We start from the raw sequence: 26,716 nt of genomic DNA, 5'->3' as shown, positions 1-26,716 counted from the left end.
GCAGGCTTGCCAACGACTGGTCGCAGGCCGTCAGGGGCAGGTCGTTTCAATCTTCCAGTTCGCGCGGCAGCGCTAGCCAAATCTGCAAGCCATGCAGCCGCGAACCGCTTTTAAACAGTTCGGCCGGAGGTCCGCTCGATATGGGGGCGGATCAGCATAAGACAGGGCATGGTGGCCTCTCGCGACGGGCTCTGCGAGGAGCATAACCCCTGTACCGGATAAGTCGCTTGAGGCGATAAGTCGATTTATTGAGGCAGCGCACTTTGATTCAAGCGGGTCTCGACTTTCACTTCGATGCTGGTCATCAGCTTGTGCAGCGGGCATCTATAGATAATCGCCAGCAGCTTGGCTCGTGGTACTCAGGCGCCAGTGTTGCAGTGGCTCTGTCATCAGCCTGTCATGCCAGCGTCATAGGCTCGCGGCATCCCAATCAAGGAGCGTGATATGCAATACACCCGTTTGAGTGCGCTGGCTGCGCTGATGCTGTTTGCCGGCTTGGCCAATGCCGAAGTGCGTGTCGAAGGGCCGGTCGAGTACGGCATTTTCGAGAGCAGCGCGCAGAACCTGCAGCCCGGCGAGCGAGTGCTGATGCGCAGCAACCAGCAGATCAAACAGACCGACGTGATACCCGCGAAGCTCGGTACCAAGTTCGGCATGCGCTACAGCCTGAGCGGCAAACAGGCTGACGACACGCCGTTGACCCTGCTGTATTTCACCCCCGGAATGCTTTCGCCGGACGGCAAACGGCACGACAAGTTTGAACTGGTGCAAAAGTTGGTGGTCGGCGCGCCGCAAGACGTGATGGCGTTTGAGTTCACCGAGGACCATGAAGTCGTGCCGGGCGAGTGGCACTTTATGGTGTTCCAGGGCGACCGTCTGTTGGCGGAGCAACGCTTTAACGTGCGTTGATTAGCCCCGATCTTTAACACAGCCCGAGCCGGCATACGGCTCGGGCTTTTTTATGGGCCTCACGGAAGACCGTGGCGCGGGCAAAGCTCAGGATTTAGCACCCTGAGGTTGCAGTTTTGGGCCTCAGCCGAGCTGTGGCTGCGACCAGCAGCACGGCGCATGATGGGCGGGCGGCTATGCTGTTGACGTTGCCGATGACGGCTTGAGGTTTGCGCATGAGCGAGAGCATTCAGGTGCTGGTGGTGGATGACGAGCCCGAGGTGCGGCAATTGCTGGAAGACTATCTCGGCGCCCAGGGCTACGCCGTGCAGAGCGTGGGCAGCAGCGCCGAGCTGCGGGAAAAGCTGGCTAGCCAGCTGCCGGATGTGGTGCTGCTGGATGTCGGCCTGCCGGGCGAGGATGGCCTCAGCCTGGCGCGCTTTCTGCGTGAACGGCATGACCTGCCGGTGATCATGATCTCGGGGGCGGGCAGCCCGTTGGATCGCATCATCGGCCTGGAGGTCGGGGCCGACGACTATCTGGCCAAGCCCTTCGATCCGCGCGAGCTATTGGCCCGGCTGAAGACCGTGCTGCGGCGCTATCAACGCACCCCGGCCGCGCAGCAGGAGGCCGGCAAGGCAGCCCATCGTGTGCAATTGGGGCGCTACCAGTTGGATCTGGACAGTCATCAGTTACTCGATGAAAACGGCACGGAGATCGCCTTGACCGTCATGGAATTCGACCTGCTGCAGGCGTTCGCCCAGCGGCCGAACCGCCCGCTGTCCCGCGATCAATTGCTCAATCTGACCCAGAATCGCGACTGGAACCCGTTTGACCGTTCCATCGACATTCGCATCGCCCGCCTGCGGCGCAAGCTGGAAGCCGACCCGGACAAGCCGCAGATCATCCGTACCGTGCGCGGGGTGGGCTATATGTGCGTGCCCGGGCCTCAGCGTTAGGTGCGCCGAGTGTTTCAATTGTTTCAGCCTGGTTGTTCGGCTGCTTGAGCGCCAGCGGCCAACCCTATACTCGGCAGGAAAGCCCCTGAAGCGGAGCCCATTGCATGAGCCAACCACTGCCAAGCCCGATTGTCACCGCCCCAGGTGCCGGCGCCATCGCGGCGGAACACCAGTTGCGGCAGATCATCGATAACAGCAATGCGGTGATCTACGTGAAGGATCTGCAGGGTCGCTATCGTCTGGTCAACCGTGCCTTCGAAAATCTCTTCCAGCTGTCCGCCGCGCAGGTGCTGGGGCAGACCGATCACCAACTGTTCCCGGAAAGCATGGCCGCCAGCCTGCGGGCCAACGACCTGAACGTGGCGCATCTTGGCCAGTCGCGCGAATTCGAGGAGCAGTTGCAGGTCGGCGAACGGGCCTCGACCTACCTGTCGAGTAAATTCCCGCTGTTCGACGCCGAGGGCCGGGTGACCGCAGTGTGTGGCATCTCGACCGATATCAGCGATCGGGAAAAGGTCGAGGATGCCCTGCGTTATGTCGCGCTGGGGGTGTCGGCGGCCACCGGGACTGAGGTGTTCGAGGCCATTGCCCGCTATCTGGCGCGCTCGCTGCAAGCCGATTTCGCCTTTGTCAGCCGGGTCAGCGATGAGGGGCCGCAGCGCTTGACCACCCTGGCCCTGTATTACAACGGCAAACTCCACACCAACGCCACCTACGAGCTGGCGGGCACTCCCTGCGAGCAAGTGTTCAACCGGGCCTTCCACTTTGTCGGCAGTGATCTGCAAAAGCTCTATCCGAATGACAGCGTCTCGAAGTCGCTCGGGGTGCAGAGCTATGCCGGCTATCCGCTCTTCGCCAGTGATGGGCGGCCGTTGGGCCTGATCGCCGCCGGACGTTGCAGCCCTTTGCAAGAGGACCGCAGTCGGGTCGAGTCGGTGCTGCGGATCTTCTCGGTGCGCGCCGCCGCCGAATTGCAGCGGCTGGATGCCGAGGCCAGCTACCGGGCGATTTTCGAGGCTTCGGAAGACGCCATCTTCGTCCTCGACTTGCACAGCGGCGCGCTGGTCGACGTCAACCCGCGGGCTTGCCAGGCCTACGGTTACAGCTATGAGGAAATGCTCAGCCTGGGGGTGGACACCTTCAGCGCCGGTTATCCGCCCTACACCGATGTCGATGCGGCCGGCTGGCTGGCGCGGGCGCGGGAGGGTGAACCGCAGCGTTTCGAATGGCACCGGCGCAACCGCGATGGCGGTCTGCACTGGGACGAGGTGTTCCTCAAGCGGGCCACCATCGGCGGGATCGAGCGGATTCTCGCCTTCACCCGCGAGATCACCCAGCGCAAGGAGGCCGAACAGGCCCTGCGCGCCAGCGAACAGCAGTACCGCACCATCGTCAGTACGGCGCTGGACTGCATCATCGGCATGGACAGTCGTGGGCGCATCACGACCTTCAACCCCGCGGCCGAGCAGTGTTTCGGCTACAGCAGGGAACAGGCGCTGGGCCAGCCCTGGGCCGAGTTGATGATCCCGGAGCGCTTGCGTGAGACCTATAAGAAGTGGCTGGCCAGCCACCTGCAGGAGGGTGACGGGCCGTTACTCGGTCGCCGGATCGAGCTCAGCGCGCAGCGCGCCAATGCCGAGGAGTTTCCCGCGGAACTGGCGATTTCCGTGGTGCAGGGGGCCGAGGGGCCGAGTTTTATCTGTTACCTGCGCGATATCACCGAGCGCAAGGAGGCCGAGGAGCAACGCGAGCGCCTGGAACGGCAACTGCGGCAAGCGCAGCGGATGGAGGCCATCGGCCACCTGACCGGGGGCATCGCCCATGACTTCAATAACCTGCTGACCAGCATGCTCGGTTACACGGTGATGGCCGAGGAGCATGCCGAACGCCTCGGTGACGAGCGCCTGGGGCAGTACCTGGGGCGGGTGCAGCGCTCGGCGGAGAAGGCCCGCGACCTGATCCAGCAGATGCTCACCTTCAGCCGCGGCAGCCGTGGCCAGCCGCAACCGGTGGCCCTGGATAGCCTGATCGGCGACTTTATCCGCCTGCTCGAATCGACCCTGCCAGCAACGGTGGAGATCGATACCCAACTGAGCGAGGGGCTGCCGCTGGTGCTGGTCGACCCGGTGCAGCTGGAACAGGTGCTGATGAACCTGTGTATCAATGCCCGTGATGCCATGGGCAGCGTCGGCCAACTGCATATCGGCCTGCAACGTCGCGCCTATCCGGCCGCGGTCTGTACCTCCTGCCAGCAGGCCTTCGCCGGTGACTATCTGCTGCTCTCGGTGCAGGACAGCGGCCCCGGCATCGACCCGGCGGTGCAGACGCGGATGTTCGAACCGTTCTTCACCACCAAGGCGTTGGGGCAAGGCAGCGGCATGGGCTTGTCGATGGTGCATGGCATCGTCCACGAATATGGCGGGCACATCCTGTTGCAGAGCGCGCCAGGGCAGGGCACGGGGTTTCAGGTGCTGCTTCCACCGATGGCCGACACCAGCAGTTGCAGTGCAGAACCACACAGGTTGACGGACCCAGATGCGCTCTTGCCGCCGCTGAGCGGGCGGGTGGTGGTGGTCGACGATGAGCCGCTGGTGGCCGAGTTCATGGCCGAACGCCTGGCGCAATGGGGCGCCGAGGTGCGGGTCTTTTCTGATGCGCAAGAGGCCTCGGCACTGTTGCTGGCCGACCCCTATGCCTGGGATTTCGTCATCCTCGACCAGAGCATGCCACGCCTCACCGGCCTGCAACTGGCGCGGCGCCTGCTGGCCGCGCGGGCCGATATGCCGATTGCGCTCTACAGCGGTTTCAGCGACCAGCTGACCGAGACCGAGGTGATCGCCCAAGGGCTCAAGGCCTTGCTGCACAAGCCGCTGGATCAGGCGCGCCTGCACGCCCTGTTGCGCGTCCACCTGCCGCCGGCCTGAGCCGGCAGAAACCCGCGGCAACCAAGCCGATACAAACTATGCCTTGCCGGCCATCGTGCTGATACAGCGCCGGTGCAACCTGACCTCAACTGCAGAAAGCCTTGCAGATATTCATCACCGAGGCAGGACTACCACCATGAAACGCTTAGCGATCTTCCTGTATGGCGTCGCCAGTTATGCGATCTTCTTCGTCACCTTCCTCTATGCCATCGGCTTTGTCGGCAACCTGCCGCAGGTGCCGAACAGCATCGACGGCACGCCCGGGCTGGGGTTCTGGAGTGCTCTGGGGGTGGACGTGCTGCTGCTGGGAATCTTTGTCGTGCAGCACAGTGGCATGGCGCGACCGGCTTTCAAACGCTGGTTGACCCGGGTCATCCCGCAGACCGCCGAGCGCAGCACCTATGTGCTGTTCTCCAGCCTGGCGCTGATCCTGCTGTTCAGCTTCTGGCAGCCGCTGGGCGGGCTGATCTGGCAGGTGGACAACCATTCCGGGCGCCTGGTGCTGGGCGCAACCTTTGGTTTCGGCTGGGCGCTGTTGCTCTACAGTAGCGTCCTGCTCAATCACTTCGAGCTGTTCGGTCTGCGTCAGGTCAGCTTGCAACTGCTGGGTAAAGCCTATGAGCCGCTGCCGTTGCAGGCTTCTGGCGCTTATGCGCTGGTGCGTCATCCGCTCTATGCCGGCTGGCTGCTGTGCTTCTGGGCGACCCCGAGCATGAGCGCGGCGCACCTGCTGTTCGCGTTGCTGACCACGGTCTATATCTTGATCGCTATCCGGCTGGAGGAGCGCGACCTGCTGACGGCGCATCCCGAGTATCGCCGTTATCGCCAGCAGGTGCCGATGCTGCTGCCACGCTTTGGCCAACAGCCACGGCAGGATGAGAACGCCAGTGAGCTGGCTTGAGGCCTGAGTGCGTGAGTGCGCAGGCCAGAAACGACAAGGGCGCCTATTTGGCGCCCTTGTCGTATGCGGAGTGCTTAGCTTACTTCCCGGTCCAGCGTTTCAGTACCAGGGTGGCGTTGGTGCCGCCGAAGCCGAAGCTGTTGCTCATCACGGTGTTCAGCGTGACGTTTTCCTGGGTCTTGCGGACGATCGGCAGATCGGCCACTTCCGGATCCAGTTCTTCGATGTTGGCCGAGCCGGCGATGAAGTTACCTTCCATCATCAGCATGCAGTAGATCGCCTCTTGCACGCCGGCGGCGCCCAGGGAGTGGCCGGACAGGCTCTTGGTCGAGCTGATCGGCGGCGCCTTGTCACCGAACACAGCGCGTACGCCCTTGATCTCGGCAACGTCGCCGACCGGGGTGGAAGTGCCGTGGGTATTCAGGTAGTCGATCGGGCCTTCGACGGTGGCAAGCGCCTGCTGCATGCAGCGGATCGCGCCTTCGCCGCTCGGGGCGACCATGTCGTAGCCATCGGAAGTGGCGCCGTAGCCGACGATCTCCGCATAGATCTTGGCGCCGCGCTTGAGCGCGTGCTCCAGTTCCTCGACCACCACCATGCCGCCACCGCCGGCGATGACGAAGCCGTCACGCTTGGCATCGTAAGCGCGCGAGGCTTTTTCCGGGGTGTCATTGTACTGGGTGGACAGGGCACCCATGGCATCGAACAGGCAGCTCTGGCTCCAATGCTCTTCCTCACCGCCGCCGGCGAAGACCACGTCCTGCTTGCCCAGCTGGATCTGCTCCATGGCCTGGCCAATGCAGTGGGCACTGGTGGCGCAAGCGGAGGAGATGGAGAAATTCACGCCCTTGATCTGGAACGGCGTGGCCAGGCAGGCGGATACCGTGCTGCCCATGGTGCGGGTCACGCGGTATGGGCCGATGCGCTTGACGCCTTTCTCGCGCAGGGTGTCGATGGCTTCCATCTGGTTGACGGTCGAGGCGCCGCCGGAGCCGGCGATCAGGCCCGTGCGCGGGTTGGAAACCTGCTCCGGGGTCAGGCCGGAATCCTTGATCGCCTGTTCCATCGACAGGTAGGCGAATGCCGCGGCGTCGCCCATGAAGCGGTAAACCTTGCGGTCGATCAGCTCTTCGAGGTTCAGGTCGACCGAACCGGAAACCTGGCTGCGCAGGCCCATTTCGGCATAGGACGGGTTGTTGCGGATACCGGCACGGCCAGCGCGCAGGTTGGCGGAGACGGTGTCTTTATCATTGCCCAAGCAGGAAACGATGCCCAGACCGGTGATCACGACGCGACGCATGCGGATAACCCTTAGAAATTGTCAGTGGAAGTGAACAGGCCGACGCGCAAACCTTCGGCACTGTAAATCTCGCGGCCATCGACGCTAACGGTGCCATCGGCGATAGCCAGGACCAGCGAGCGGTTGATGGTGCGTTTGATTTGAATGTTGTAAGTGATTTTCTTGGCCGTCGGAAGTACCTGACCGAAGAATTTCACCTCACCCGAGCCCAGCGCGCGACCGCGCCCCGGGTTACCTTGCCAACCCAGGTAGAAACCCACCAGTTGCCACATGGCATCGAGGCCCAGGCAGCCCGGCATTACCGGGTCGCCTTCGAAGTGGCAGGCAAAAAACCACAGATCTGGGTTGATATCGAGCTCGGCAACCAGTTCACCCTTGCCATATTTGCCGCCGGTTTCACTGATGTGAGTGATGCGATCGACCATCAGCATGTTGGGGGCGGGCAATTGCGCATTACCCGGGCCGAATAGCTCGCCGCGACTGCAGCGCAGCAGATCTTCCCGGGTAAAAGCGTTTTGTTTGGACATGCGAGCTCCTCAATAATCCCCGTGCGGCAGGGCTAAGCGAATCATCTAAGCTGGCCCGGCGCGAAGGGCGTCGTTTGCAGCCTAGTCGTAGACTGTTGCGTTGTGGTGAAAGTCACAGCGTAGCGAGCGCAATTGTGCACCAGCTTCGCTGACGCTCGTCGCAACAGTTAGGCCCTAGCACTTTTAGGCATTAGCACTTTGCGTTAGGCCAGCTTGGAGCACTTTAACACTCTAGGAGTCTGTCGGGCTTAGGCGTCCGTAGCGAGAAAGTCTGGGATTGAGGCCGTTTTTTCACTCAGCCGAGGCGAATAGTCATTCTCTTTAACGAGGTTGAGTGGGAAAACGGGCCAATATCCAGGCTTTCGTAGTAGGACAGTACTAAGTTCGGCAGACTTCTAGCCACTCGCCGAAGGTCGGGGTGGCAACCAGCGTTGCAGTACCCGCTGCAGGTCGGCTCGTTTGAACGGTTTGGCCAGGTAGTCGTTCATCCCGGCTAGCAGGCAAGCCTCGCGGTCACCCTGCAGGGCATTGGCGGTCAGCGCAATAATCGGCACCTCGGCGCGGCCCGCTAATTGACGAATCTGCCGTGTTGCCTCGTAACCGTCCATTACCGGTAGTCGGCAATCCATCAGGATGGCGGCGAAGCTATGGCGCTCGACACTGTGCAGCGCCTGGGCACCGTCGCCAACCAGGCTGACCCGATAACCGAGGCTGCGCAACATGGCCTCGATAACCGTTTGGTTGACCGGGTTGTCCTCGACCAGCAGGACTTCTTGGCCATTCCCGCTGACGCTGTCTTGCGCTGCCCGGTGCAGGGGGGCGGGCGCTTGCTGGCAAAAGGGTAGGGGGATTTCCAGGGTGAAGATCGACCCGCGACCCTCATGGCTCTCGGCCCGCAGGGTGCCACCCATGCGCTCGGCCAGGGTGCGGGCGATGGGCAGGCCGAGGCCGGTGCCGCCATAGCGACGGGAGATCGAGGTGTCGGCCTGCTGGAACGCATCGAACATGTGCTCCAGACGTTCAGGTGAAATACCTATACCGCTGTCATGCACCGCGCAGCTGAACCAGAGCACCTCGTTGTCGAGCGCTTGCCAGCGGGTCTCGATGCGGATGCTGCCGTCTTCGGTGAATTTCAGCGCGTTGCCCAAGAGGTTGACCAGAATCTGCCGGATACGCGTGGGGTCGCCCCGTACCTCGAGCTGTTCCAGGCCGGCCTGAGTGTCCAGTTGCAGCTCCAGGCCACGTTGTTGGGCGCTGTGCTGGAATACCTGCGCCGAGCCTTGGATCAGTTCCAGCAGGCTGAACGGGATGCGTTCCAGCTCCAGCGCGCCGCGTTCGATCCGTGAGAAGTCGAGAATGTCGTTGATCACCTTCAGCAGATGCTCGGTGGACTCGGCCGCCAGCGCCGAGTATTCCGCTTGCTCGTCGGTCATCTCGGTGGTTTCCAGCAGTTGCAGCATGCCCAGCACGCCATTCATCGGGGTGCGCAGTTCGTGGCTCATCATCGCCAGGAAGTCTGACTTGGCGCGGTTAGCCTGTTCGGATTCTTCACGTGCCTTGATCAGTTGGGCGATGGCTTGCTGCTGCTCGTGGCTGGCCTGTTCGAGCCCGCTGGCCAGATTATTGATGTGCCGTGCCAGGTCGCCCAGCTCACCGTCGTCGACTGCCGGCAACGCCGTGCGGTAGTTGCCGGCCTGGATGGCTTCCACGGCTTCGCCCATGGCGCTGATCGGCTGCGACAGCCGACGCGCCAAGCGGCGCGCCAGCAGAAAAGTCAGCAGCAGGGCAAACACCGCCAGCACCGTGGCTTTCAACAGAATCTCCTGCTGGCGGCTGCTGAACGCATCGTTAGACATGCCGACCACGACGCGGCCGAGATAATCGTTGCCGAGCTGATTGCTGCGCTCGTTGGCGGAAGGCAAAAAGTCGTTGCCCAGCGCGATGCGTTGCAGGCGGATCGGCGCGTGGAACACCTCGACCTGCGGGCTGCTCTGGCTATTGGGTTGCTCGATATACACCAGGATCTTGTCTTCGCGGTCGCGGACCTCGAGGAACCGCACATGCGGGGTGCTCAGGGTGGCCTGCAGCAAGGTGTCCAGCACCTGCAGGTTACCGGCGATGACGCCGTACTCGGTGGCTGGGGCAAGCTGATTGGCGATCAGTTGGCCGTTGTGGTTCAGCTCCTGACGCAGATCCTGCAGGCGCACAAAGGTGAAGAACCCGGTCAGCAGCAGGGTCAGCAACAGGGCCGGGCCAACGCTGATCAGCTGCGTGCGGGTGTGGATGTCCCAGCCTCGGCGCAGGTTCATGGGATCTTCTCTCCTGCAGCCAATTGCCGCGTCAGTTCAGCGTCGTCGGCCAGTTCGCTGCCCAAGGCGCGACTGAGGGCGCGCAGTGCCGAGCGGTCGGCGGCGCCACTGAGCACTACTGCGGCGGCCCATAGTGGTGCGGCGAGCGGCAGGCAGCCACCGAGCAGGCAGCAACTTAATAGGGCTAAACGGCGCATCCGTGGGCCTCGTGGGGAGTTCGTCCTTGAGAAGTTATAACGCATCCTAGAGCTCTAACCGCAGGCTGAATACAGTCGTTGACCTTCGTCGTAGTGCTTTGTACGCCGGGTCGGCGCGTGCTTGTCTGAGCCAATGTGCATGAAGCAGCCTTGTTCAGGCTGAGGATTGCGGCATGTTAACCGAGCCGAGCGGTTTTGCCTGTTGGCTGCTGAGCAAGCTCGGGTAATTCTGCTTAATTTAAACCTGTCTGGGGCAACGCCGTCGCTCAGGACTGGCTGCTGACCGGCCGCGCCGTATAATGCCGGCAGACCGCCATGCGCAATGGCTCAATACGGACTCGTTATGACTGAACAGCAACCCATCGCGGTGCTAGGTGGCGGGAGCTTCGGCACCGCGATTGCCAATCTTCTGGCCGAGAATGGCCAACGTGTGCAGCAGTGGATGCGTGATTCCGAGCAGGCTGAAGCGATCCGCGTCAATCGCGAGAATCCGCGTTATCTCAAAGGCGTGAAGATTCACCCAGGTGTGGAGCCCGTCATCGATCTGGCCGCCAGCCTGGCAGCCTGCGAGCTGGTGTTTGTCGCGCTGCCCTCGACCGCCTTGCGCACTGCGCTGCAGCCGTTTGCCGAGCAGCTGGCAGGCAAGCTGTTGGTGAGCCTGACCAAGGGCATCGAGGCGCAGAGCTTCATGTTGATGAGCCAGATTCTTGAGGATATTGCCCCGCAGGCCCGCATTGGCGTGCTGTCCGGGCCCAACCTGGCGAGAGAAATTGCCGAGCATGCGTTGACCGCCAGCGTGATCGCCAGCGAAGACGATGCGCTCTGCCAGCGTGTGCAGGCCGCCTTGCACGGCCGCACTTTCCGGGTTTACGCCAGTGGCGATCGCTTTGGGGTCGAGCTGGGTGGTGCGCTGAAAAACGTCTACGCGATCATTGCCGGCATGGCGGCGGCGCTGGGGATGGGCGAGAACACCAAGAGCATGCTGATCACCCGCGCGCTGGCGGAGATGACCCGCTTTGCCGTCAAGCTGGGTGCCAATCCGATGACGTTCCTGGGCCTGGCCGGGGTCGGCGATTTGATCGTCACCTGTTCGTCGGCGAAAAGCCGCAATTATCAGGTCGGCTTTGCTCTGGGCGAGGGCTTGAGCCTGGAGGAAGCGGTTGCGCGCCTCGGTGAAGTCGCGGAAGGGGTCAATACCCTCAAGGTGCTCAAGGCCAAGGCCGAAGAACTGCAGATCTACATGCCGCTGGTCGCGGGTCTGCATGCCATTCTTTTTGAGGGGCGTACGCTGGCCCAGGTGATTGAACTGCTGATGCGTGCCGAGCCGAAGACCGATGTCGACTTTATCCCTACCAGTGGTTTCTGAGAGTAATCCAGCTGCACCGTGGCGCCTGGGCTCGCCCTGCGCGGAAATGCCGGATAGTGACTGCTTCAGATAGCCGCTAAACTTTTTCGGGTAAGTGATCGGACTTGCCCCGGGTTCCACACAAAGGAAGCTGCGGCGTTTTGCCGGGCTACCTAAACCAATCCAGCCGAATAAGGAGATTCCCATGAGCGAACCCACTGACGAGTTGCAGCGCGAGTCGATTTTGCTGCGCATCCTGTGGATGCTGCTGTTCAGCATGGTCTGGCAAGTGGCTGAACTGCTGCTCGCTGGCACTGTGTTGCTGCAGCTCGGTTATCGCTTGTTTTACGGCGCGCCGAACGCCGGCCTGCTGACGTTTGGCGACAGTCTGAGCCAGTATCTGGCGCAAATCGGTCGGTTTGGCACCTTCAATAGCGACGAGAAGCCCTGGCCGTTCGCCGATTGGCCGACCGCCCAGGCCGCGCAAGGTGAAGCTGCCCACAAAGTGCCCGCGGCGCCGCACCCGGTGCGCGATGAAGAGCCCAAGCTCTAATGAGGCTTTGGTTATTACGCCACGGTGAAGCAGAGCCACAGGCGCGTAGCGATGCCGAACGGCCCTTGACCAAGCGCGGCCGCAAGGAAGTGCTGCAGAGTGCCGCCCAACTCAGTGGGCGGCCGATTAGCGCGATTCTTGCCAGCCCGTACGTGCGAGCGCAGCAGACCGCCGAACTGGTCCGCGAGGCGGTGGGTTTTGCCGCGGCGATCGGCACCGCACCCTGGTTGACGCCCGACAGTGACCCGCGTGAGGTGCTGCGTTATCTGGATGAGCGTGGCGAGGCGGAACTGTTGCTGGTCAGCCACCAGCCTCTGCTCGGCGATCTGGCAGGGCTGCTGATTCACGGCCATCGCCAAGAGCCGCTACCGATGCGCACGGCTAGTCTGGCCGAGTTGGAGGGTGATTTTCCGGCTGCCGGACTGATGGATTTACTGGCGCTGGTGCATCCGCAGCACGGCTAAAAGCCAACTACAGACCGAAACATTTCTCTACTTGCGCCTCGTCTGTGTGCGTGGAATAGTCCGGCCAAGCAAGTGCTTGGTTGTTTCCCCACAAGAAGAATAAGGAGGAGGCCCTGTGGCTAATGCTGTCCGTTTGCCGCTCGAGGTGTTTTACGAGCGTGAAGCCCGTCACCCGCATAAACACTACCTGGTGCAGCCCCTTCCCGGCGGACAGCTACAAGAGCTGAGCTGGTCCGATGTGGGCGATCAAGCACGCCGCGCGGCCAACTGGTTGCGCAGGCTGGAGCTGCCGCAAGGCAGCCGCATTGCGCTGGTTTCGAAGAACTGTGCGCACTGGATCATCGCCGATCTGGCGATCTGGATGGCCGGCTACGTCTCGGTGCCGCTCTACCCGAATCTGACCGCCGACTCGGCGCGGCAAGTGCTGGAACACTCCGAGTCGGCCCTGGTCTTCGTCGGCAAACTGGACGATTGGCCGGCGATGGCCGCGGGGGTGCCCGAGGGCATCCGCACCGTGGCCTTGCCGCTGCACCCAGAGGGGCAGTTCGATCTGCACTGGAGCGAGCTGCAGGCCTGCACGCCGATCCGCGACAACCCAAGCCCGGCGGCCGATCAGCTCGCCACCATCATCTACACCTCCGGCACCACCGGCACGCCGAAAGGGGTGATGCACAACTTCAGCAACTTCGCCTTCGCCGCCGCCCATGGCCTGCAGTTGTTCGAGGCGTCGGAAGAGGATCGGCTGCTCTCCTACCTGCCGCTCTGCCATGTCGCCGAACGCATGTTTGTCGAACTGGCCTCGATCTATGGCGGACAAACCGTATTCTTCGCCGAAAGCCTGGAAACCTTTCTGGACGATCTGAAGCGTGCGCGGCCGACCCTGATGTTTGGCGTGCCGCGAATCTGGACCAAGTTCCAGATGGGGGTGTACGCCAAGATGCCGGCCGCGCGTCTCGACTTCCTGCTCAAGCTACCTATCCTCGGCAAGCTCATCGGGCGCAGGGTGCTCGCTGGGCTGGGGCTGGATGCCGTGCGCTATGCCCTGTGTGGTGCGGCGCCGGTGCCGGAGGCGCTGCTCGATTGGTACCAGCGCCTGGGGCTCGACGTGCTCGAGGTGTATGGCATGACCGAGAACTGCGGCTACTCGCATATTTGCCGCAAAGGTAAGGCCAAGGCCGGCTGGATTGGCCAGGCCAGCCCGGGTGTTGAAGTGCGGATCAGCGAGCTGGGCGAAGTGCTGGTGCGCAGCGCCGCGACTATGCAGGGCTATTACAAGGACCCGGAAAAAACCGCGGAAGCGCTGACCGAGGATGGCTTCTTACGCACCGGCGACAAGGGCGAACAGAACGCCGACAGCTATCTGCGCCTGACCGGGCGGATCAAGGAAATCTTCAAGACCAGCAAGGGCAAATATGTGGCCCCGGCGCCGATCGAGAACCGCTTGGCGGTACATTCGCGGATCGAGCAGGTCTGCGTGGTCGGCGACGGCATGCCGCAGCCGCTGGCGCTCTGTGTGTTGTCCGAAGCCGGGCGACAGGAATCGGCGAACGGCTCGCGTGTGGAGCTGGAAGCTAGCCTCAAGGCGTTGCTCGACGAGGTGAACGGCGCACTCGACAAGCATGAGCGGCTGGGCGGGCTGATTTTGCTCAAAGAGGTCTGGGCGGTCGATAACGGCTTCCTGACCCCAACCCTGAAGATCAAGCGCAATGTGGTGGAAGGCGCCTACGCCGGGCGTTTCCAGGAGTGGGCCGAACGCCGTGAGGCGCTGGTTTGGCATGATTGATCCGAGGAGCCGGTATGAGCTTATGGCGCAGTACTCCAGATTTGGAGCAGCTCAATAGTTTTCAGAAGAACACCATTGGGGAGCTGTTGGATATTCGCTTCGAAGCCTTCGATGACGAGTCCATCAGCGCCAGCATGGTGGTCGATAAGCGCACTCATCAGCCCTATGGCCTGCTGCATGGCGGCGCTTCGGTGGTGCTGGCGGAAACCCTCGGCTCCATGGCCAGCTACCTGTGTATCGACAGTTCCAAGTTTTACTGCGTGGGCCTTGAGGTGAACGCCAACCATTTGCGCGGCCTGCGCAGCGGCCGGGTGACGGCGGTCGCACGGGCGATACATCTGGGCCGCACCACGCATGTCTGGGATATCCGCCTGAGCGGTGACGACGGTAAGCCCAGCTGCATCTCGCGGCTGACCATGGCGGTTGTGCCCTTGGCTGAGCAATCGCCAAAGGTTTGAGTGCCGATGGCCGGACTGTCACCCTTCCTGGCAGTTACGGTCATTGCCGCAGGGGCGCGGCTTGCGGACAATCGGTCGGGTTTTCCTGACGGATGTGTGTGTATGCAGCAGCAGGTGTTTTTTGCCCATGCCAATGGCTTTCCCTCGGCCACTTACGGCAAGTTATTTGCCGCCTTGGCGCCGGACTATCAGGTGCAGCACTTGCAGCAGCACGGCCATGACCCGCGCTTCCCGGTCAACGACAACTGGGGCAACCTGGTCGACGAGTTGCTGCATCATCTACAGGCGCAACCCGAGCCGGTCTGGGGCGTCGGGCATTCGCTGGGCGGGGTGCTGCATTATCACGCCGCCCTGCTGCGTCCAGAGCTTTACCGTGGCGTGGTGATGCTCGACTCGCCGGTGCTGACCCTGGCCGACCGCCTTGTCATTCGCGCGGCCAAGCGCTTTGGTTTTATCGACCGTATCACCCCGGCCGGACGCACCCTGGGTCGCCGCGAAGAGTTCGCCGACCTGGCGCAGGCGCGTAGCTATTTTTCCGCCAAGGCGCTGTTCCGCCGTTTCGATCCGGAATGCCTGGATGCCTATGTGCAGCACGGGCTGCACAGCACTGGCGAGAGCCTGCGCTTGCGTTTCGATCCGGCCACCGAGATCAGCATCTACCGCAGCGTGCCGCATACCAGCCCGGGGCGGCCGCAGCAGCTCAAGGTGCCGTTGGCGATGATTCGCGGACGCCATAGCCGCGTGGTGCTGCCGCACCACACTCGGCTGATTCGGCGGGTGCCGCAGGGCGAATACCTGACATTGCCCGGCGGCCATATGTTCCCACTGGAGCGCCCGCAGGACACCGCCGAGTTGCTGAAGCAACTCTTCAGCCGCTGGGATGGCCGCAGGGCCGAGCAGGAGTGCGCATGAACCTACCCTTCGAAGAAGTCCGCCTGAGCCTGCCGCACATCGAACTGGCGGCCCATGTGTTTGGCCCGCTAGACGGTCAGCCGGTGCTTGCCCTGCACGGTTGGCTGGATAACGCCATGAGCTTCGCCCGCCTGGCGCCCAAGCTGGAAGGGCTGCGCATCGTGGCGCTGGATTTTGCCGGGCATGGCCATTCCGATCACCGCCCGGCGGGGGGCGGCTATGCGCTGTGGGATTACGCCCACGATGTGCTGCAGGTCGCTGAACAGTTCGGTTGGCAGCGTTTTTCTCTGCTCGGTCACTCCATGGGCGCGATTGTTGCGGTGTTGCTGGCGGGGGCGATGCCGGAGCGAGTCGAGCGCCTGGCCCTGATCGACGGGCTGATCCCCTACACCGGCGAAGCCGAGACCGCGCCGGAAAAACTCGGCGAAGCGCTCAAGGCGCAGCTGGCCTTGGCCGGCAAACGCAAACCGGTGTACGAGAAGTTTGAGCGAGCGGTGGAGGCGCGCATGAAGGGCGTCGGCGCGGTGACCCGCGAAGCCGCCGAACTCTTAGCGCAGCGCGGCTTGATGCCGGTGCCTGGTGGCTACACTTGGCGCACCGACAGCCGCCTGACCTTGCCATCGCCCCTGCGCCTGACCCGCGCCCACACCCAGGCGTTTATCCAGCGCTTGAGCTGCCCGGTCAGCCTGGTGTTGGCCGAGCAGGGCATGCTGCTGGAACAACCGCGGTTTACCGACATGCTCAAGGGCTTGCCGTTCGAGCTGCACCAACTGGCTGGCGGGCACCATCTGCATCTGGACGACGAGGCGGGTGCCCAGGCCGTAGCAGACTGTTTCAATCGGTTCTTCGCTGCGCCTTGACTTGCCCGGGTCAACTGGGGAGGCTGAGCGGATTGCCACAGGGCAGCAGAGAGGGAGGAGAGACGCATGATCGACCTGTACACCGCCGCTACCCCCAATGGCCACAAGGTTTCCATCGCGCTTGAAGAACTCGGCCTGCCTTATCGGGTACAGGTGCTGAGCTTCGACAAGCAAGAACAGAAGACCCCGGCGTTTCTGAAGATCAATCCCAACGGGCGGATTCCGGCCATCGTCGATCGGGGCAACGACAATTTTGCGGTGTTCGAGTCCGGCGCCATCCTCATCTACCTGGCCGAACTGACCGGGCAACTGCTGCCGCAGGATGTCAAAGGCCGCTCGCGGGTGATCCAGTGGTTGATGTTCCAAATGGGCGGCGTCGGCCCCATGCAGGGCCAGGCCAATGTGTTTTTCCGCTATTTCCCGGAGAAGCTCCAGGGCCCGATCGACCGCTATCAGCACGAAACCCGCCGCCTCTACGAAGTGCTCAATACCCGCCTGAGTGAGGTGGAGTACCTGGCCGGGGAGTACAGCATTGCCGACATCGCCACCTTCCCCTGGGTGCGCCTGTATGACTGGGCCGGGGTGTCGGTCGAGGGGCTGGAGCATCTGCAGCGCTGGCTCGCGGCCATCGCCGAGCGGCCGGCGGTGCAGCGCGGTTTGCTGGTACCGAAACCCATGGAAGAGGACGCCGAAAAACTGGTGAAGTCCGCGCAAAGCATCCTGGTTCGATGAGGAACTGCATGCGCCTATTGAGCGTTCTCAACCTGTTTATGCTCAGCGGCACGCTGCTGGCCGCCGACTTGCCCGGTAGCCATGACCTCGAGGTCTTGCCGCGTTTCCCGCGCGCGCAGATCGTCGATTATCGCGAGGCCAGCGCCCAGGAGCGGATCTATCCGCTGGGCTCGATCCGCCGGATCAGCGGCCAGTTACGCTTCGAGCGGGAAGTGCCGACCCAAGGGCAACTGCGTTCGGTGACTTACGAGTTACCCCGCGAACACACTTCCGGGCAGGCCTTCAACGCGGCCCGCGAAGCCTTGCAGGCGCAGGGCGCCGAGTTGTTGTACTGGTGCGAGAGCCGTGACTGCGGCTCCAGCAGCCTGTGGGCCAACTCGGTATTCGGCAACGCCAAGCTGTATGGCGCCGACGATCAGCAGGCGTACCTGTTGCTGCGCCTGGCCGAGCCACGGCAGGACAGCCTGGTGGCGCTGTACAGCATCACCCGCGGCAACCGCCGGGCGTTTCTGCATGTCGAACAGTTGGACGCCGCTGCGCCACTCGGCGAGTTGTTACCCAGCCCGAGCACCTTGCTTCGCCAGTTGAAAAGTACCGGCGAGCTGGCCCTGCCGAAGCTGAATGCAGAGCCGCTAGCGCCTTGGGTCGAGTTGCTTGCGCGCAGTCTGAACCTGGATAGCACCTTGCGCGTCAGCCTCTCCGGGGCCAAGGCGGAAGCCTGGCGCGAAGCCCTGGTCGCGCAAAGGGTGCGAGCGGCGCGGCTGGAGTTGGATGCGGCGACGGGGAACGGCTTGCTTCTGAAGGTATTGCGTTAGGGCGCAGTGACTGGCCGCGATGGCTGTCATCACGCGCCAGCAGCGTGACCAGGTTCACTGCTGGGCGAACCGGCTTGTCCTTGTCGCGTCAAGCCAGGCATGCTGCCCGCCAATTGCCCGCTTAGGGCTAGGCTAGAGCTGTTTCTTCCTCTTTTGCATGGAGCACTTAGATGCCCAATAACGACCGTTTACTGGTGCAGATTCTGCTGCTGGCGTTGCTCGGTGCCAGCCTCTGGGTGCTGGCACCGTTTTGGTCGGCGCTGTTCTGGGCTGCCGTACTGGCATTCGCCAGTTGGCCGCTGATGACCCTGTTGACGCGCTGGCTGGGCGGGCGTGCGGCCACCGCCGCAGGTTTGCTCACCTTGGGCTGGATGGTCTTGGTGGCGGTGCCGCTGGTGTGGCTGGGCTTTAACCTGGCGGATCATGTCCGTGATGCGCTGAATCTGTTCAAGGATCTGCAAGTGCAGGGCCTGCCGCAGCCGCCCGAATGGCTGGCGACTATGCCGCTGGTGGGCGAGCGTCTGGTCGGCCTGTGGCAGGCCATTGATCAGCAGGGCACGGCCTTCTTCGCGAGCTTGAAACCCTATATGGGCCAGGTGGGTAATTGGCTGTTGGCGCGTAGCGCGCAGATTGGCGGTGGCGTTCTGGAGCTGGCGCTGAGTTTGGTCCTGGTGTTTTTCTTCTACCGCGACGGCCCGCGGATGGCCGAGCTGGTCCAGAGTGGCCTGCAGCGACTGATCGGCGAACGGGCAGAGCACTATCTCGAGCTGGTGGCCGGCACCGTGCAGCGCGTGGTCAATGGGGTGATAGGTACTGCTGCGGCACAGGGTGTGCTGGCGCTAATCGGCTTTTGGATCGCCGGGATTCCGGGGGCGTTGGTGTTGGGTATTCTCACGTTCGTCTTCAGCCTGATTCCCATGGGCCCGCCGTTGGTGTGGATTCCGGCCACCGCCTGGTTGGTGTGGCAGGGCGACTACGGTTATGCCGTGTTCCTGGGGATCTGGGGCATGTTCATCGTCAGTGGCGTGGACAACGTGCTCAAGCCTTACCTGATCAGCCGGGGTGGCAACCTGCCGTTGGTGGTCGTGCTGCTGGGGGTCTTCGGTGGTTTGCTCGCGTTCGGCTTTATGGGCCTGTTCCTCGGCCCGACCTTGCTGGCGGTGGCATTCAGCCTGGTGACCGACTGGGTGGCCAACCCGCGCAAGGAAGAGGCGCCGCCCAAGCCTTAGTCCGTTCGGTTTACGGGTTCACCGATCCTGGTCTGTAGGCTGGTGTAGAGGCGCTTTTTAGCCGAAACCCAGCCTGGGTTTTGTGATTTGCTTCACTCCCGCTCTATTCGCATCGCGCAGCTCTAGCTCCTGCACCCGTGATGCTCCCGGCCGCTTGCTGGCGGCCCCGCTACAACGCCCGACAGGCTGGGTCTTTACGCCTTCTTTACGCCGCTCCCGACCTCTTCGTCTCGTTCCTTTACGCCACCCAGCGGAGAATTTCTCCCAAGCGGAAAAACCGCGCAAAGGAGAGAAATTCCATGACTGTTCTGGATTGGTTGTCCCTGGCTATGGCCACGGGACTGTTCATTTATCTACTGACGGCGCTGCTGCGCGCCGATCGTTCCTAGGAGTAGTCATGAACAGCCAAGATATTCTGCTGATTGTGGCCTTCCTGGCGCTGGTGCTGGTGCCGGCGCCCTTCCTCGGGCGCTTCTACTACCGGGTGATGGAGGGAAAACGCACCTTCCTGTCACCTGTACTGGGGCCGGTGGAGCGCTTCTTCTACCGCGTAGCCGGCGTCGACGAGCAGTCCGAGCAGGACTGGAAGACCTACTGCCTGGCGCTGCTGGCCTTCAACCTGGCGGGCTTCCTGCTGTTGTTCGCCATCCTCATGCTGCAGGGCATGTTGCCGCTCAACCCGCTGAAACTGTCGGGCCTGGAGTGGACCCTGGCGTTCAACACCGCGGTGAGTTTCGTCACCAACACCAACTGGCAGGCCTATAGCGGCGAAGCTGCGCTGAGCTACTTCAGCCAGATGGTCGGCCTTGGCGTGCAGAACTTCGTCAGCGCCGCTACCGGCCTGGCCGTGCTGGTTGCGTTGTGCCGTGGCCTGACTCGCCGCTCGAGCCACAGCCTGGGTAACTTCTGGGTCGACCTGACCCGCGGCACCCTCTACGGCTTGCTGCCGTTGTGCCTGTTGCTGGCGCTGTTCCTGGTTTGGCAGGGCGTACCGCAGACCTTCGCCGAGTACGTCAACGCCGTCACCCTGCAGGGTGCCGATCAGGTCGTGCCGCTCGGCCCGGCAGCCAGCCAGATCGCCATCAAGCAGCTAGGCACCAACGGCGGTGGCTTCTTCGGTGTCAACTCCGCGCATCCGTTCGAGAACCCCACGGCCTGGAGCAACCTGTTCGAGCTGGCCTCTATCATCCTGATCCCGGCCGCGCTGGTGTTCACCTTCGGCCACTACGTCAAGGACCTGCGCCAGAGCCGCGCCATCCTGGCCTGCATGCTGGTGCTATTTATGCTTGGCCTTGGCGCCGCACTGGTCGCCGAGTACCAGCCGAACGCCGCCCTGGCCGGTTTGCCGATTGAGCAGGGCGCCTCGCTGGAAGGCAAGGAGAGCCGTTTCGGCGTCACCGCCTCGATGCTCTGGGCCGCGACCACCACCGCTGCGTCAAACGGTTCGGTGAACGCCATGCACGACAGCCTGAGCGCCATTGGTGGCATGGTCCCGATGATCAACATGATGCTTGGCGAAGTGATCTTCGGCGGCGTCGGCGCGGGTCTGTACGGCATGCTGTTGTTCGTCCTGATCGCGGTGTTCCTTGCCGGTTTGATGGTCGGCCGTACCCCGGAATACCTCGGCAAGAAGCTGGAGGCCAAGGAAGTGCGCCTGTTGGTCGCCACCTTGCTGGTGATGCCGGTCGGCGTGTTGGTGCTTGGCTCCTTCGCCGCGACTCTGCCCGGCCCGCTGGCCTCGGTGAGCAATCCCGGCCCACACGGCTTCAGCCAACTGCTCTATGCCTATACCTCCGGTGCCGCCAACAATGGCTCGGCCTTCGGTGGCTTCGGTTCCAACACGCCGTTCCACAACCTGATGATCGGCCTGGCCATGCTGATCGGGCGCTTCGGTTACATCCTGCCGGTACTGGCCATCGCCGGTAGCCTGGCGGCGAAGAAGACCGCACCGGTCGGCCCCAACAGCTTCCCCACCCATGGCCCGCTGTTCGTCACCTTGCTCACCCTGACCATTTTGCTGGTCGGTGGCTTGACCTTCCTGCCGGCCCTGGCCCTGGGCCCGCTGGCCGAACAACTGAGCATTGGCTTCTAAGGAATGATTGAGATGAACGCTCAGACTCAAGTGTTGAAACATCACGCGAAAATCCAGACTGCCCCGCTCAGTTCGCTCAGTTCGCTCTGGCGCGTGGCGCTGGTGCAGGCCTTCGTCAAGCTCGACCCACGGGTACTGCTACGGTCGCCGGTGATGTTGGTGGTCGAACTGACCGCCGTGCTGACCACCCTTCTGTGCTTAGTGCCGAACCCCGCCGTGGATACCGCAGTGGCGGTGCAGCTGGCCCTCTGGCTGTGGTTCACCGTGCTCTTCGCCAACTTCGCCGAGGCGCTCGCCGAAGGGCGTGGCAAGGCCCGTGCCGATAGCCTGCGCTCTGGCAGCCAGGGCCTCGGCGCGCGTCGCCGCAAGGCCAGCGGTGAGTTCGAAACCGTGGCCGCCAGCACCCTGCGCAAGGGTGACCTGGTGCGCGTCCAGGCCGGCGAGTTGATCCCCGGCGACGGCGAGGTGATCGAAGGCGTCGCCGCGGTCAACGAGGCGGCCATCACCGGCGAATCCGCACCGGTGATCCGCGAGTCCGGCGGCGACCGCTCGGCGGTCACCGGCAATACCCGCCTGGTGTCCGACTGGTTGCTGGTGAAAATCAGCGTGAACCCCGGTGAGTCGACCCTGGATCGCATGATCGCCCTGGTGGAGGGCGCCAAGCGGCAGAAGACCCCTAACGAGGTGGCGCTGGACATCCTGCTGATCGGCCTGACCCTGATCTTCCTGCTGGTGGTGGTGACCCTGCAGCCATTCGCCATCTTCGCCGGCGGTAAGTTGCCGCTGGTGTTCCTGGTGGCCCTGCTGGTGACCCTGATCCCGACCACCATCGGCGGCCTGCTGTCGGCCATCGGCATCGCCGGCATGGATCGCCTGGTGCACCTCAACGTGATCGCCAAGTCCGGCCGTGCGGTGGAAGCCGCCGGTGACGTGCATGTGCTGCTGCTGGACAAGACCGGCACCATCACCTTCGGCAACCGTCGCTGCAGTGCGGTCTACACCGCGCCCGGCGTCAGCTCCAAGGAACTGGCCGAGGCTGCGCTGCTGGCCTCGCTGGCCGATGACACGCCGGAAGGCAAGTCCATCGTCGAATACCTGCGTGGCCTGCAGCCGATGGCTGAGCCGGCGCGGACCGAGATCAGCGCCATCCCGTTCAGTGCCGAAACGCGTCTGTCCGGGGTCGACTGGAATGGCCATGTCTACCGTAAAGGTGCAGTCGATGCGGCCCTGGCCTTTATTGGCCATGAGCGTAACGAGATGCCGGCGACCTTGTCGCGGGAAATCGACAAGATCGCCAAGAGCGGCGGCACGCCGTTGCTGGTAACAGCCGACGGCAAGCTGCGCGGTGTCATCCACCTCAAGGACGTGGTCAAACCGGGTATCCGCGAACGTTTCGCCGAGTTGCGCCAGTTGGGTATTCGCACCGTCATGGTGACCGGCGACAACCCACTGACCGCTGCCGCGATTGCGGCCGAAGCGGGTGTCGATGACGTGATCGCCGAAGCCACGCCGGAGAAGAAACTCCAGCGCATCCGTGCCGAACAGGCCGACGGCAAGATGGTCGCCATGTGCGGCGACGGCGCCAACGACGCCCCGGCTCTGGCCCAGGCCGACGTCGGCATGGCGATGAACGACGGCACCCAGGCCGCCCGCGAGGCGGCCAACCTGGTGGACCTCGACTCCGACCCGACCAAGCTGCTGGACGTGGTGCAGGTGGGCAAGGAGCTGCTGGTCACCCGTGGCGCTCTGACCACCTTCTCGATCGCCAACGACGTGGCCAAGTACTTCGCCATCCTGCCGGCGCTGTTCGCCAGCCTCTACCCACAACTGGGCGTGCTCAACCTCATGCAACTGGCGAGCCCGCAGAGCGCGATCCTCTCGGCGATCGTGTTCAACGCGCTGATCATAGTCGCGCTGATCCCGCTGGCCTTGCGCGGGGTCAAGGTGAAGGCGGCGAGCGCCTCCCATCTTCTGGCGCGCAACCTGCTGATCTATGGCCTGGGCGGGCTTGTCGCGCCCTTCGTCGGGATCAAGCTGATCGACCTGCTGCTGGTCGCGGTGGGGCTGGCTTAGGCCTGGGGGTAGGGTGGAAAACCGCGAAGCGTTTTCCACCGACCAGGCCTTGCACTGGTGGACAAGCAAAGCGTTGTCCACCCTACAAGTTGAAGTCCGTAGCCCGGATGCAATCCGGGATACTCCAACAGATTTTGGAGAACATTATGCTTAACCAACTGCGTCCCGCCCTGAGCCTATTGGCCCTGATGACCCTGATCACCGGCGTTGCCTATCCCCTGGCTGTCACCGGCGTGGCCCAGCTCGCCTTCCCCGCGCAGGCGGGTGGCAGCCTGGTGACCGACAGCGAGGGCAAGATCCGTGGCTCCAGCTTGCTCGCCCAGCCTTTCGAGGGTGACGGCTGGTTCCAGGTGCGCCCCTCGGCGGCCGCTTACGCCACCGTCTCCAGTGGTGCGAGTAACCTGGCGCAATCCAACCCGGCCCTGGCCGAACGCATCGGCAAGGACGCCGCGGCGTTGGCCAATGGCACCGGTGCTCCGGTACCCTTGGCGCTGGTCACCACCTCCGCCAGCGGCCTGGACCCGCATCTGCCGCCGGCTGCCGCCAGCTACCAGATCCCGCGCATCGCCGCCGCGCGCAAGCTGTCGAGCGAATCGCTCGAGCGCCTGGTCGAGAGCCATACCGAACGTCCGTTGGTGGGGCCGGCGGTGGTCAACGTGCTGGCGCTTAACCTAGCCCTCGAGGGAATTCATCGATGAGTGATGCCGGCCGCGCCGAGGCTTTTCTGGCGGATCTGCCGCCCGATCTGGATAACCGTGGCGGCCGTGGCCGGCTCAAGGTCTTTCTCGGCGCCGCGCCGGGGGTCGGCAAGACCTACGCCATGCTGCTGGCGGCGCAGGCGCAACTGCGCCAGGGCGTCGACCTGCGCGTCGGGGTGGTCGAGACCCACGGCCGCGCCGAGACCGAAGCGCTGCTCGCCGGCCTGCCGCAACAGCCGCCGCTACGCAGCCTGTACCGAGGCATCAAGCTGGTCGAGATGGACCTCGACGGCCTGCTGGCCAAGCCGCCCAAGCTGGCCCTGGTGGACGAACTGGCCCACAGCAACGCCCCCGGTAGCCGCCACGCCAAGCGCTGGCAGGATATTCAGGAGTTGCTGGCGGCCGGCATCGACGTCTACACCACGGTCAACGTGCAGCACATCGAAAGCCTCAATGACCAGGTGCGCGATATCACCAGCGTGCAGGTGCGCGAGACTGTGCCGGACTGGGTACTGCAGGAGGCCTACGAGCTGGTGCTGATCGACCTGCCGCCGCGCGAACTGCTGGAGCGCCTGCGCGAGGGCAAGGTCTATGTCCCGGAGCAGGCGCGGGCGGCGATCGACGCCTTCTTCAGCCAGACCAATCTCACCGCCCTGCGCGAATTGGCGATGCAGACCGCCGCGGCGCGGGTGGATGCCGACCTCAACCAGCGTTATCGCCAGTTGGGTCAGGAAGCCCCGACCGTACGCGGCCGCCTGCTGGTGGCGGTGGATGGGGACGAGCAGGCCGAGCGCCTGGTGCGCCACGCCTACCGGGTCGCCGAACGCCGCCACCTGCCCTGGAGTCTGGTGCATGTGGATACCGGCGGGGTACGCAATGAGGTCGCGCGCGCGCACCTGCAAGCGGCCCAGCAACTGGCTGAGCGCCTCGGCGGCGAGGTGGTTGGCTTGCGTGCCGGTGAAGTGGCGAAAACCTTGATCCAGCATGCCTATGAGCGCCAGGCCAGTCTGGTGCTGGTCGGTCGTAGCCGGCAGCGCTGGCGCCGCCGCTGGTTCGGCCTGGGCGTTGCCGAGCGTTTGCTGCGGCATGCCGAAGGTTTGGAAGTCAGCGTGTTGGATACCGAGGCCGATCGAGTGCCGGCGACGTCCCGTCCACGCTATCCAGCACGCCTGGGCGACTATGCCCTGGCGTGTTTCGCCACGCTGCTGGCGACTGCCTTGGCCTGGGGCGTGTCGCATGTTCTCGAGTTGCCGAATATTTCCCTGGTGCTGCTCGCAGCCGTGCTGTTGGTGGCGGTACGCACCAGTTTCGGCCCGGCATTGGCCTGCGCGGTGCTGTCGTTTCTCGCTTACGATTTCCTGTTCATTCCGCCGGTTTTCTCACTGACGATTCACCGTCAGGAGGATGTGCTGACCCTGTTGTTCTTCCTGCTGATGGCCGCCCTGACCGGTAACCTGGCCGCCCTCCAGCGTCGGCAACTGGAGGCCCTGCGTGAGACCCAGAGCGAAACCGGCGCGCTGCTCGATCTATCTCGCAAACTCACCGCTGCCACCGATCGCCAGGCGGTGCTGACTGCCGCAGGCCAGCAGCTCGCCGGTTGGAGTGACCTAGATATTTGTCTGCTCGGTCGTAGCGGCGATGGCGGCTGGAAGGTCGAGGCGGGTGTCTCGCGGTTGCTCAGCGACGCCGAGCGGGTCGCGGCGGAATGGGCCTGGCAGCATGATCAACCGGCCGGTCTCGGCACCGACACCTTGCCCAGCGGGCGCTGGTGGTGGTGGCCGTTGTCTGGCGAAGATGGCCCGCTGGCACTGCTCGGGGTCAGCCCGAAAGACCAGCAGCCATTAGCGGCCGATCGACGGCGTTTGCTCTCGGCGCTCGGCCAGCCGTTGGCTCAGGCCTTGGCGCGTGCGCAGTTGGCGGAGGATCTGGAAGCGGCGCGTTTGCATGGTGAAACCGAGCAACTGCGCAGTGCCTTGCTCGCCTCGGTGTCGCATGACTTGCGCACACCGCTGACGTCCATGCGCGGTGCCATCGACAGTTTGCTGACGTTGGATGAGCAGATTGGCCCGCAAGACCGTCGCGAGCTGCTGGAAAGCACCCGCGATGAAGCCGAGCGGCTCGATCGATATATCCAGAACCTGCTGGACATGACCCGTCTTGGTCACGGCGGCCTGAAACTCGCGCGTGACTGGGTGGCGCCGGTGGATATCGTCGCCAGCGCTCTGCAACGGTTGCGTCCGCTGCTGGCGCCACTGGTGGTGGAAACCGAGGTGCCGGCCGAGTTGCCGTTGCTCTACGTGCATCCGGCATTGATCGAGCAGGCACTGATCAATGTGCTGGAAAACGCCGCGCGCTTTTCGCCAGCCGGTGGTCGCTTGCGCATGGCGGTTGAAGCTGATGGCGAGGCCTTGTACGAGGGGAGGGAGCTGCGCATCGTCGTCAGTGACCAGGGGCCAGGAATCCCCGAGGCCGAGCGGGAGAAAATCTTCGACATGTTCTACACCGCCGCCCGCGGTGATCGCGGCGGGCAGGGTACGGGTTTAGGCTTGGCCATCTGCCAGGGCATGCTCGGCGCCCATGGTGGCCGCGTGACGGTGGGCGAGGGGTTGGACGGCCGGGGTGCAAGTCTGACCCTTCATCTGCCGTTACTTCCACAACCCGATTCGGAGGATGACCTATAAGGTGACATGGCGCAGC

The 26,716-nt window shown here is 63.5% G+C and carries 23 protein-coding genes and 1 pseudogene; 19 read left to right on the top strand and 5 right to left on the bottom strand.

Annotated elements, in window-relative coordinates; genetic code table 11:
* Positions 1-52: 52 nt before the first annotated feature.
* Positions 53-143 (bottom strand): annotated as a pseudogene (locus tag FFS13_RS19925) (pirin family protein); the annotation flags it as partial.
* 301 nt (positions 144-444) lie between these two features.
* Between FFS13_RS19925 and FFS13_RS00810 the strand changes: the two are divergent.
* The 4 genes from FFS13_RS00810 (at position 445) to mddA (ending at position 5,672) form a co-directional block, all read left to right on the top strand.
* Positions 445-909, top strand: a complete 465-nt coding sequence (locus FFS13_RS00810; RefSeq protein WP_137817231.1) for a DUF3859 domain-containing protein — start codon at positions 445-447, stop codon at positions 907-909.
* 215 nt (positions 910-1,124) lie between these two features.
* Complete coding sequence (locus FFS13_RS00805) at positions 1,125-1,847, top strand: response regulator (protein WP_137817230.1); 723 nt, start codon at positions 1,125-1,127, stop codon at positions 1,845-1,847.
* A 104-nt stretch (positions 1,848-1,951) separates the two neighbouring features.
* The gene (locus tag FFS13_RS00800; protein WP_137817229.1) at positions 1,952-4,771 is read left to right on the top strand and encodes a PAS domain S-box protein; all 2,820 of its coding nucleotides are present in this window, start codon (positions 1,952-1,954) and stop codon (positions 4,769-4,771) included.
* Between the two features lie 136 nt (positions 4,772-4,907).
* Positions 4,908-5,672, top strand: a complete 765-nt coding sequence (mddA, locus tag FFS13_RS00795) for a methanethiol S-methyltransferase (RefSeq protein ID WP_137817228.1) — start codon at positions 4,908-4,910, stop codon at positions 5,670-5,672.
* 79 nt (positions 5,673-5,751) lie between these two features.
* Here mddA and fabB read toward each other — a convergent pair whose 3' ends face one another.
* The 4 genes from fabB to FFS13_RS00775 all read right to left on the bottom strand — a co-directional run bounded on the left by fabB (position 5,752) and on the right by FFS13_RS00775 (position 10,005).
* A complete protein-coding gene (gene fabB / locus FFS13_RS00790; protein WP_137817227.1) occupies positions 5,752-6,972 on the bottom strand; it encodes a beta-ketoacyl-ACP synthase I in 1,221 nt (406 codons plus the stop codon).
* An 11-nt stretch (positions 6,973-6,983) separates the two neighbouring features.
* A complete protein-coding gene (gene fabA / locus FFS13_RS00785; RefSeq protein ID WP_119955353.1) occupies positions 6,984-7,499 on the bottom strand; it encodes a 3-hydroxyacyl-[acyl-carrier-protein] dehydratase FabA in 516 nt (171 codons plus the stop codon).
* A 395-nt stretch (positions 7,500-7,894) separates the two neighbouring features.
* Positions 7,895-9,808, bottom strand: coding sequence for an ATP-binding protein (locus FFS13_RS00780; RefSeq protein WP_137817226.1), 1,914 nt, complete (start codon positions 9,806-9,808; stop codon positions 7,895-7,897).
* Positions 9,805-10,005 (bottom strand): hypothetical protein, encoded by a 201-nt coding sequence (locus FFS13_RS00775; RefSeq protein ID WP_137817225.1) that lies wholly within the window; start codon positions 10,003-10,005, stop codon positions 9,805-9,807. Before FFS13_RS00775 ends, FFS13_RS00780 begins: the two co-directional genes overlap by 4 nt.
* 343 nt (positions 10,006-10,348) lie before the next feature.
* Here FFS13_RS00775 and FFS13_RS00770 point away from each other — a divergent pair, with 343 nt between their 5' ends.
* From FFS13_RS00770 to FFS13_RS00700, 15 genes are all read left to right on the top strand, one after another.
* Positions 10,349-11,371, top strand: coding sequence for an NAD(P)H-dependent glycerol-3-phosphate dehydrogenase (locus FFS13_RS00770; RefSeq protein ID WP_137817224.1), 1,023 nt, complete (start codon positions 10,349-10,351; stop codon positions 11,369-11,371).
* Between the two features lie 184 nt (positions 11,372-11,555).
* Positions 11,556-11,903 carry a DUF4389 domain-containing protein gene (locus tag FFS13_RS00765; RefSeq protein ID WP_137817223.1) on the top strand — a complete coding sequence of 116 codons (348 nt, stop codon included), beginning with the start codon at positions 11,556-11,558 and terminating at the stop codon, positions 11,901-11,903.
* Positions 11,903-12,367: a phosphohistidine phosphatase SixA gene (sixA, locus tag FFS13_RS00760; RefSeq protein ID WP_137817222.1), complete on the top strand. Its 465-nt coding sequence runs from the start codon at positions 11,903-11,905 to the stop codon at positions 12,365-12,367. Before FFS13_RS00765 ends, sixA begins: the two co-directional genes overlap by 1 nt.
* 115 nt (positions 12,368-12,482) lie before the next feature.
* A complete protein-coding gene (locus tag FFS13_RS00755) occupies positions 12,483-14,150 on the top strand; it encodes an AMP-binding protein (RefSeq protein ID WP_137817221.1) in 1,668 nt (555 codons plus the stop codon).
* 14 nt (positions 14,151-14,164) lie between these two features.
* Positions 14,165-14,608, top strand: a complete 444-nt coding sequence (locus FFS13_RS00750; protein WP_137817220.1) for a hotdog fold thioesterase — start codon at positions 14,165-14,167, stop codon at positions 14,606-14,608.
* A gap of 102 nt (positions 14,609-14,710) precedes the next feature.
* Positions 14,711-15,520: an alpha/beta fold hydrolase gene (locus FFS13_RS00745; protein ID WP_137817219.1), complete on the top strand. Its 810-nt coding sequence runs from the start codon at positions 14,711-14,713 to the stop codon at positions 15,518-15,520.
* The gene (locus FFS13_RS00740) at positions 15,517-16,380 is read left to right on the top strand and encodes an alpha/beta fold hydrolase (RefSeq protein ID WP_137817218.1); all 864 of its coding nucleotides are present in this window, start codon (positions 15,517-15,519) and stop codon (positions 16,378-16,380) included. Before FFS13_RS00745 ends, FFS13_RS00740 begins: the two co-directional genes overlap by 4 nt.
* Before the next feature lie 66 nt (positions 16,381-16,446).
* On the top strand, positions 16,447-17,112 hold the full coding sequence (locus FFS13_RS00735; protein ID WP_137817217.1) for a glutathione S-transferase family protein: 666 nt from the start codon (positions 16,447-16,449) through the stop codon (positions 17,110-17,112).
* 8 nt (positions 17,113-17,120) lie between these two features.
* Positions 17,121-17,927 carry a DUF4892 domain-containing protein gene (locus FFS13_RS00730; RefSeq protein ID WP_171006385.1) on the top strand — a complete coding sequence of 269 codons (807 nt, stop codon included), beginning with the start codon at positions 17,121-17,123 and terminating at the stop codon, positions 17,925-17,927.
* A 170-nt stretch (positions 17,928-18,097) separates the two neighbouring features.
* Positions 18,098-19,156 carry an AI-2E family transporter gene (locus FFS13_RS00725; protein ID WP_137817215.1) on the top strand — a complete coding sequence of 353 codons (1,059 nt, stop codon included), beginning with the start codon at positions 18,098-18,100 and terminating at the stop codon, positions 19,154-19,156.
* A 299-nt stretch (positions 19,157-19,455) separates the two neighbouring features.
* On the top strand, positions 19,456-19,545 hold the full coding sequence (locus tag FFS13_RS00720; RefSeq protein WP_119955337.1) for a K(+)-transporting ATPase subunit F: 90 nt from the start codon (positions 19,456-19,458) through the stop codon (positions 19,543-19,545).
* 8 nt (positions 19,546-19,553) lie between these two features.
* Positions 19,554-21,248 carry a potassium-transporting ATPase subunit KdpA gene (gene kdpA / locus FFS13_RS00715; protein WP_137817214.1) on the top strand — a complete coding sequence of 565 codons (1,695 nt, stop codon included), beginning with the start codon at positions 19,554-19,556 and terminating at the stop codon, positions 21,246-21,248.
* A gap of 12 nt (positions 21,249-21,260) precedes the next feature.
* Positions 21,261-23,321, top strand: a complete 2,061-nt coding sequence (gene kdpB / locus FFS13_RS00710) for a potassium-transporting ATPase subunit KdpB (RefSeq protein WP_137817213.1) — start codon at positions 21,261-21,263, stop codon at positions 23,319-23,321.
* A 146-nt stretch (positions 23,322-23,467) separates the two neighbouring features.
* Complete coding sequence (gene kdpC / locus FFS13_RS00705; RefSeq protein WP_137817212.1) at positions 23,468-24,019, top strand: potassium-transporting ATPase subunit KdpC; 552 nt, start codon at positions 23,468-23,470, stop codon at positions 24,017-24,019.
* Positions 24,016-26,700: a sensor histidine kinase KdpD gene (locus tag FFS13_RS00700; RefSeq protein WP_137817211.1), complete on the top strand. Its 2,685-nt coding sequence runs from the start codon at positions 24,016-24,018 to the stop codon at positions 26,698-26,700. The genes kdpC and FFS13_RS00700 overlap by 4 nt, the downstream gene beginning before the upstream one ends.
* Positions 26,701-26,716 lie beyond the last annotated feature (16 nt).

The organism is Pseudomonas sp. 2FG (assembly GCF_005502935.1).
In the GTDB taxonomy this organism is placed as follows: Bacteria; Pseudomonadota; Gammaproteobacteria; order Pseudomonadales; family Pseudomonadaceae; genus Aquipseudomonas.
Note: the sequence above shows the minus strand (reverse complement) of the source record. Positions and strands in the feature narration are given on the sequence as shown.